Annotated in this window: 4 protein-coding genes and 1 pseudogene; 3 read left to right on the forward strand and 2 right to left on the reverse strand. The window is 74.6% G+C overall.

Annotated features, from left to right (window positions below; translation table 11 throughout):
• From GL263_RS20910 to GL263_RS20920, 3 genes are all read left to right on the forward strand, one after another.
• A partial coding sequence (locus GL263_RS20910) for an acyltransferase family protein (RefSeq protein WP_182857276.1) occupies window positions 1–1,069 on the forward strand: 1,069 nt, incomplete at its 5' end.
• 212 nt (window positions 1,070–1,281) lie between these two features.
• Complete coding sequence (locus GL263_RS20915) at window positions 1,282–2,247, forward strand: glycosyltransferase family 2 protein (RefSeq protein ID WP_182857277.1); 966 nt, start codon at window positions 1,282–1,284, stop codon at window positions 2,245–2,247.
• A 2-nt stretch (window positions 2,248–2,249) separates the two neighbouring features.
• Entirely contained in the window at window positions 2,250–3,605 is a 1,356-nt protein-coding gene (locus GL263_RS20920) for a polysialyltransferase family glycosyltransferase (RefSeq protein ID WP_182857278.1), read from the forward strand.
• A 45-nt stretch (window positions 3,606–3,650) separates the two neighbouring features.
• On the opposite strand, the gene GL263_RS20925 is transcribed toward GL263_RS20920, so the two are convergent.
• Window positions 3,651–5,006 (reverse strand): serine/threonine-protein kinase, encoded by a 1,356-nt coding sequence (locus GL263_RS20925; protein ID WP_182857279.1) that lies wholly within the window; start codon window positions 5,004–5,006, stop codon window positions 3,651–3,653.
• Window positions 5,003–5,241, reverse strand: a pseudogene (locus GL263_RS20930) (hypothetical protein); the annotation flags it as partial. The pseudogene GL263_RS20930 and the gene GL263_RS20925, both read right to left, overlap by 4 nt.

The raw sequence follows: 5,241 nt of genomic DNA on the forward strand, positions 1-5,241 counted from the left end.
GGCCACCGAGCACCCCGCCCCCGCCGAGGGCGGTGGCCCGGGTGCCGGCAGACGGGAGCACCGCGCGGACGTCGACGTGATGCGGCTCGTCTGCTCCTGCGCGGTCATGCTCGGCCACGTCGGCGCGACGTTCGTGCACGCCGTCGACCGGCAGGAGGCGAACGGCTCCGGTGCCTACTGGGTGGGCCACCTCGCGGACTCCGCGAACGAGTTCGCCGTGCCGATGTACTTCGCGCTGGCCGGCTGGGCGGTGCTCGTCGGCGCCCCGCCGAAGGACGGCCCCACGGCGTGGCGGCGGGTCACCCGCAACGGGCTGCCGCTGCTGGTGTGGACGGTGCTGTACCTGGCGTGGGCGTGGCTGCGCGGCCGCAACGAGGAGCCGATGGCGGACCTCGCGGTGGCCTCCGCTTTCGGGTCGGTCAGACCGGCCTACCACCTGTGGTTCATGTACACCTATCTGCCGCTCATCGCGGTCCTGGCGTTCGCCCTGCTGGTGCGGGCGGGGAAACGGCCGTGGGGGCTGGGCGCGGCGCTGCTGGCGGTGGCGGTGGCGCCCTCGGTGGTGGCGACCGTCGGTGAGCTGACCGGCTGGGAGACCCCGCCGGTCAAGTGGGGCTTCGGCACGTACTCGCTGGTGTACGCGGTGCTGGGGGCCCTGCTCTTCGCGCTGCCGCGCGGGGTGCCGCACCGGTACCGATGGCTGCTGGTGCCCGGGTTCCTGGTGACCTGGGCCGCCTGCCTCTGGTACAACACGCAGGTCCACTACGTGATCGCCAACGCCCATCTGTTCGTGGCGCTGATGACGGGCTGCGTCCTGCTGTTCGTCAGCCGCGCCCGGGTGCCGGAGCGGTGGCGGCCCCGGCTGGCGAAGCTGGCGGGCGCGGCGCTGGGCGCCTACATGGTGCACGTGCTGGTGGTGGAGGAACTGGTCCGGCCGCTGGTCCGGCCGGACCTCGGGGCGGCGGCCGCCGGGCTGCTGCTGGTCGGCTCGCTGACCGCGACGGTGGTGCTGTCCTACGCCGCGAGCCTGCTGTGGGGTCGCCTCCGGCTGCGCCGCTGGCTGGGCTGACAACCCCCGCCCGTGGACCCAACACGCGTGTGTACGGAGTGAGTTCAGTGAACCGCGGGCTGCCTCCCGGGCCGTGTTCAGCCGTGCATCGCCCAGCGTTCACCTCGGTGACGGCCCGACGCCACCGGCCGCCTCGACGCAGGTCCTAGCGTGCGGGAGCGGGCGGCCGTCCGCCCCGCGGGCTCACTCTCAATCCACCCCTTGGAAACCTCATGGCACCCAAACTCTCCGTTGTGGTCCCGTTCTACAACGTGCGTCCGTACGCCGCGGACACCCTGCGGAGCCTGGCCGACAACGCGGACCCGTCGATCGAGTTCCTGCTCGTCGACGACTGCTCCACGGACGGCACGTCGGACGTGCTGGAACGGGCCCAACGGGAGCTGCCGAACAGCAGACTGCTCAGACACACCACCAACCAGGGCATCTCGCAGGCCCGCAACACCGGCATCGACGCGGCCGAGGGCGAGCACGTCACCTTCCTCGACGGCGACGACTGGTACGCCCGCGCCTACCTGCCGGAGCTGGTGCGGGTCGTCGAACGGCTGCGCTGCGACTTCGTGCGGGTGGACCACGTGCAGGTCAACGGGGCCGAGCGGACCGTGCGGCGGGCGCCGGTGCCGCTGCGGGACACCGTGCTGCGACCGCGTGACCTGATCGCCCCCGCGCATCTGTCGACCCTGGTCGACTACCCCAACGCCTGGTCGGTGGTGTGCCGGCGCGAGCTGTTCGACGACGGCCGCACCCGCTTCGACACCGCGTTGCGGACCTGCGAGGACCGCACCTGGACCTGGCTGCTGCACCTGAACACCGAGACCTGTGCGTCCGTCGGCCTCACCGGGGTGTTCTACCGGCGCGGTGTCACCGACTCGCTGACCCAGATCCGCAGCGAGCGGCAGCTGGACTTCCTGCCCGCCCACGACCGGGTGCTCGCCGCCCTCCGGGACGACCCGGAAGGCGACAGGTTCCTGCCGAAACTCGTGCGGACGTACTGCGCGATGATCGCCTACCACATGCAGACCGTGCGCGAGTACAGCCCGGCCGACGGCAGGCGGCTGCGCCGCATGTGCGCCGCCGCGCTGCGCCGCATGCCGCGGGACGTGCTCGACCAGACCCTCGACACGATGGACGACGAACGCAGCAGGACGCTCCGGCGCCTGCGGGCCCGGAAGGCTGCCTGACCTTGCCCACGACGACTCAGATCTTCCAGGTCTCCACCCTCTTCGGCGCGGCCACCCTCGCCGCGGCGCTGGACGCCGGCCGGTTCGGCCCCCGTGAGGAGGCCCGCCGCGTCCTGCTCGTCTGCAACAACGCGGCCGTCCCCGAGACCACCGAACCGCTCACCACCATGGACGGCTTCGAGCGACTGCGGGCCCGTTTCGACGAGACGGTCGACTGGAACGAGACCATCCACCCCTACCACCCCAAGGGCTGGACGCCCGCCGAGCGCGACGCGCCGGTGTGGGAGCGGCTGCTGCGCGCCGCCTGGGGGATCGGGGACGCGCCCGTCGAACTGGTCGTCGAGTCCGTCCAGGGCAGCCCGGCCCGCGCCCTGGCCACCCTGTTCGGCACCAGCCCGCTGCACGTCTACGCGGACGGGCTGATGTGCTACGGGCCCACCCGCACCCGGCTGCCGGTCTCCTTCCAGCACCGGGTGCGGCGTGTGCTGCGCCTGGACCTGGTCCCCGGGCTCGAACCGCTGCTGCTGTCGGAGAACTCGGAGAACGGCCCGCGGCAGGAGATCGTGCCCACCGAGGCGTTCCTGGCGGTCCTCTCGGAGGTGGCGGACGCGACCGTGCCGGACGCCGGGCTGCGCCGCGCGGACGACGAGCCGCCCACCGCCGTCCTGCTCGGCCAGTACCTGGCGGCGCTGGACATCCTCACCGCCGACGAGGAGGAGGAGCTGTACCTGCGCATGCTGCGCGGCGCGATCGACGCCGGCCACCGCGTCGTCGCCTTCAAGCCGCACCCCACCGCGCCGCGCCGCTACTCCGAGTCGTTGGAGAAGGCCGCCGCCGAGGCGGGCGTCGCCCTGCACGTGCTCACCGCGCGGGTCCTCGCCGAGACGCTGTTCGAGCGGTGGCGGCCGAAGCTGGTGGTGGGCTGCTTCTCCACCGCCATGTTCACGGCCGCGACCTGCTACGGCGTGCCGGTCGCCCGGGTCGGCACCGAACTGCTGCTGGAGCGGCTGACGCCGTACGAGAACAGCAACCGGATGCCGGTCGTGCTCGTCGACCACCTGGTGCCCGACCTCGCCGACCGGCCGTCGGGCGCGCTGCCCGAGCCCGACCCGGCGCGGCTCACCGCGCTGGTGCACGCCGTGGGCTACTGCATGCAGGCCAGGACGTATCCGGTGCTGCGGGCCGGGGCCGCCGTCTGGCTGGCCGCCCACCCCGAGGAGCGGCGCCGCTACGTACGCCAGCGGCGGCTCACCGCGCTCGGCCTGCCCGGCGGCCTGGCCCCCGGCCGGGTGGCGGTGCTGCGCCGCAACCCGGTGGCCCGCCGCGTCGCCCGCGCCCTGCGCTCGACCGGCCGCTGACGGCGGGCGGGGCGTCGGGCGGCGGGGCGGCGGTTGCGGCGGGGCTCAGTAGGCGCCGAGGCGCTGCATGCACAGGGCCTCGTCCTGGCGGAGTTGCTGGACGGCCGGGTCGTAGGGGCCGCGTTCGGCGGTGAGTTCCTGGATCAGCCGCGCGATCTCCGGCAGCGCCCGGGCGTACTGGCCGGTGTCGACGAGGGTCGCCGCGTACTGCTTGCGCAGGGTGCGGACGATCGGCGAGCCCTCCCCGTGTTCGGCGACGGCGGCCGGAAGCGCCCGGCCCAGCAGGTCGGCGACCTGGGTGTAGTGGCCCGCCGACAGCAGCGCGCGGACCTGCGTGAGGGTGCGGGACAGGTCCTCGGCCGGGGTCATCGCGGGCGGCGGCCCGAACCCGGGCATGGAACCGTGCCCGGAGGACGCCACCGGGCCCCGGGGCGGCGACACCGGCCTGGCCGGCCGGGCGGGCCGGTCCGGCCACGGCGCGAGCGGGGTGCGGAACGGCCGCCCCGGGTCCATCGGCAGGCCGGGGGACGGCGTGCCGGGCCGGGGCAGGTAGGGCGCGAGCGCGGCGTGCACCTCGTGCGCGTCGGCGGGTCTGGCCGCCGGGTCCCGGTCCAGCAGGCGGCCGACGAGCGCGGCCAGCGCCGGGGGCGCGTCGGGTCTCAGCCGGCCGATCGGCACCGGCGGTTCGTGCAGCTTCTTGTAGAGCAGACCCGTCGCCTCCGGCGCCTCGAACGGCGCCCGCCCGGTGAGGAGTTCGTACAGCAGCACGCCCAGCGCGTACAGGTCGGCGGCCGGCCCCACCGGGGTGTCGCCCATCGCCTGCTCGGGCGCCATGTAGACCGGTGTGCCGACCATGGCGCCGGTACGGGTCAGCCGGGTGCCGTCGGAGACGTCGGTGACCGCCGCGATGCCGAGGTCGAGGATGACCACCCGGCCGTCGGGGCGGATGCGGATGTTGCCCGGCTTGAGGTCGCGGTGCACGATCCGCACGGCGTGCACCTCGGCGAGCGCCGAGCACAGCTGGGCCGCGACGGCGACCGCCCAGTCCACCGGATAGGGGTGGTGCTCGGCGAGGTGGTCACTGAGGTCGCCGCCCTCCACCCGCTGCATCACCAGGTACAGCTCCTCGCCGTCCTCGCCGGCGTCGAACACGGTGACCAGGCCGGGGTGGTCGAGCTGCGCGGTGACCCGGCACTCGCGCTGGAAGCGGTCCCGCAGCTCCTGGAGGTCGGCCTGGCTGCCGAGCCCGGAGAGCGACGCGACCCGCCCCGAGTGCATCAGCTTCACGGCCACCGGCCGCCCGCCGAGGCTGAGGTCGTGGCCGCCCCACACCTGCCCCATGGCGCCCTTGCCGAGGGGCTCGGTCAGTTCGTAACGCCCGGCTACCCGGCGCCCGTTCACCGCTCGCCGTCCCGCTTGCGCAGGAGTTCGTCGAGCTGGTCCAGTTCGTCGGCGACCTGCCGCATCCGCGCGGAGCCGCTGGGCGGGGCGGCGGGCGGCCCGCCGGGCGTCGGCGGCCCGCCGGGCGCCGCCTGCTGGCCGAATTCGGGGCCGGCGGGCGGGTGCGGGCCGGGCACGGGCGGGTGCTGCGACGGGCGCGGGCCCGGTGAGGTCGCGTGGGGTGGCTGGTGCGGCA

This window comes from Streptomyces durbertensis (assembly GCF_014156695.1).
Taxonomy (GTDB): Bacteria; Actinomycetota; Actinomycetes; order Streptomycetales; family Streptomycetaceae; genus Streptomyces; species Streptomyces durbertensis.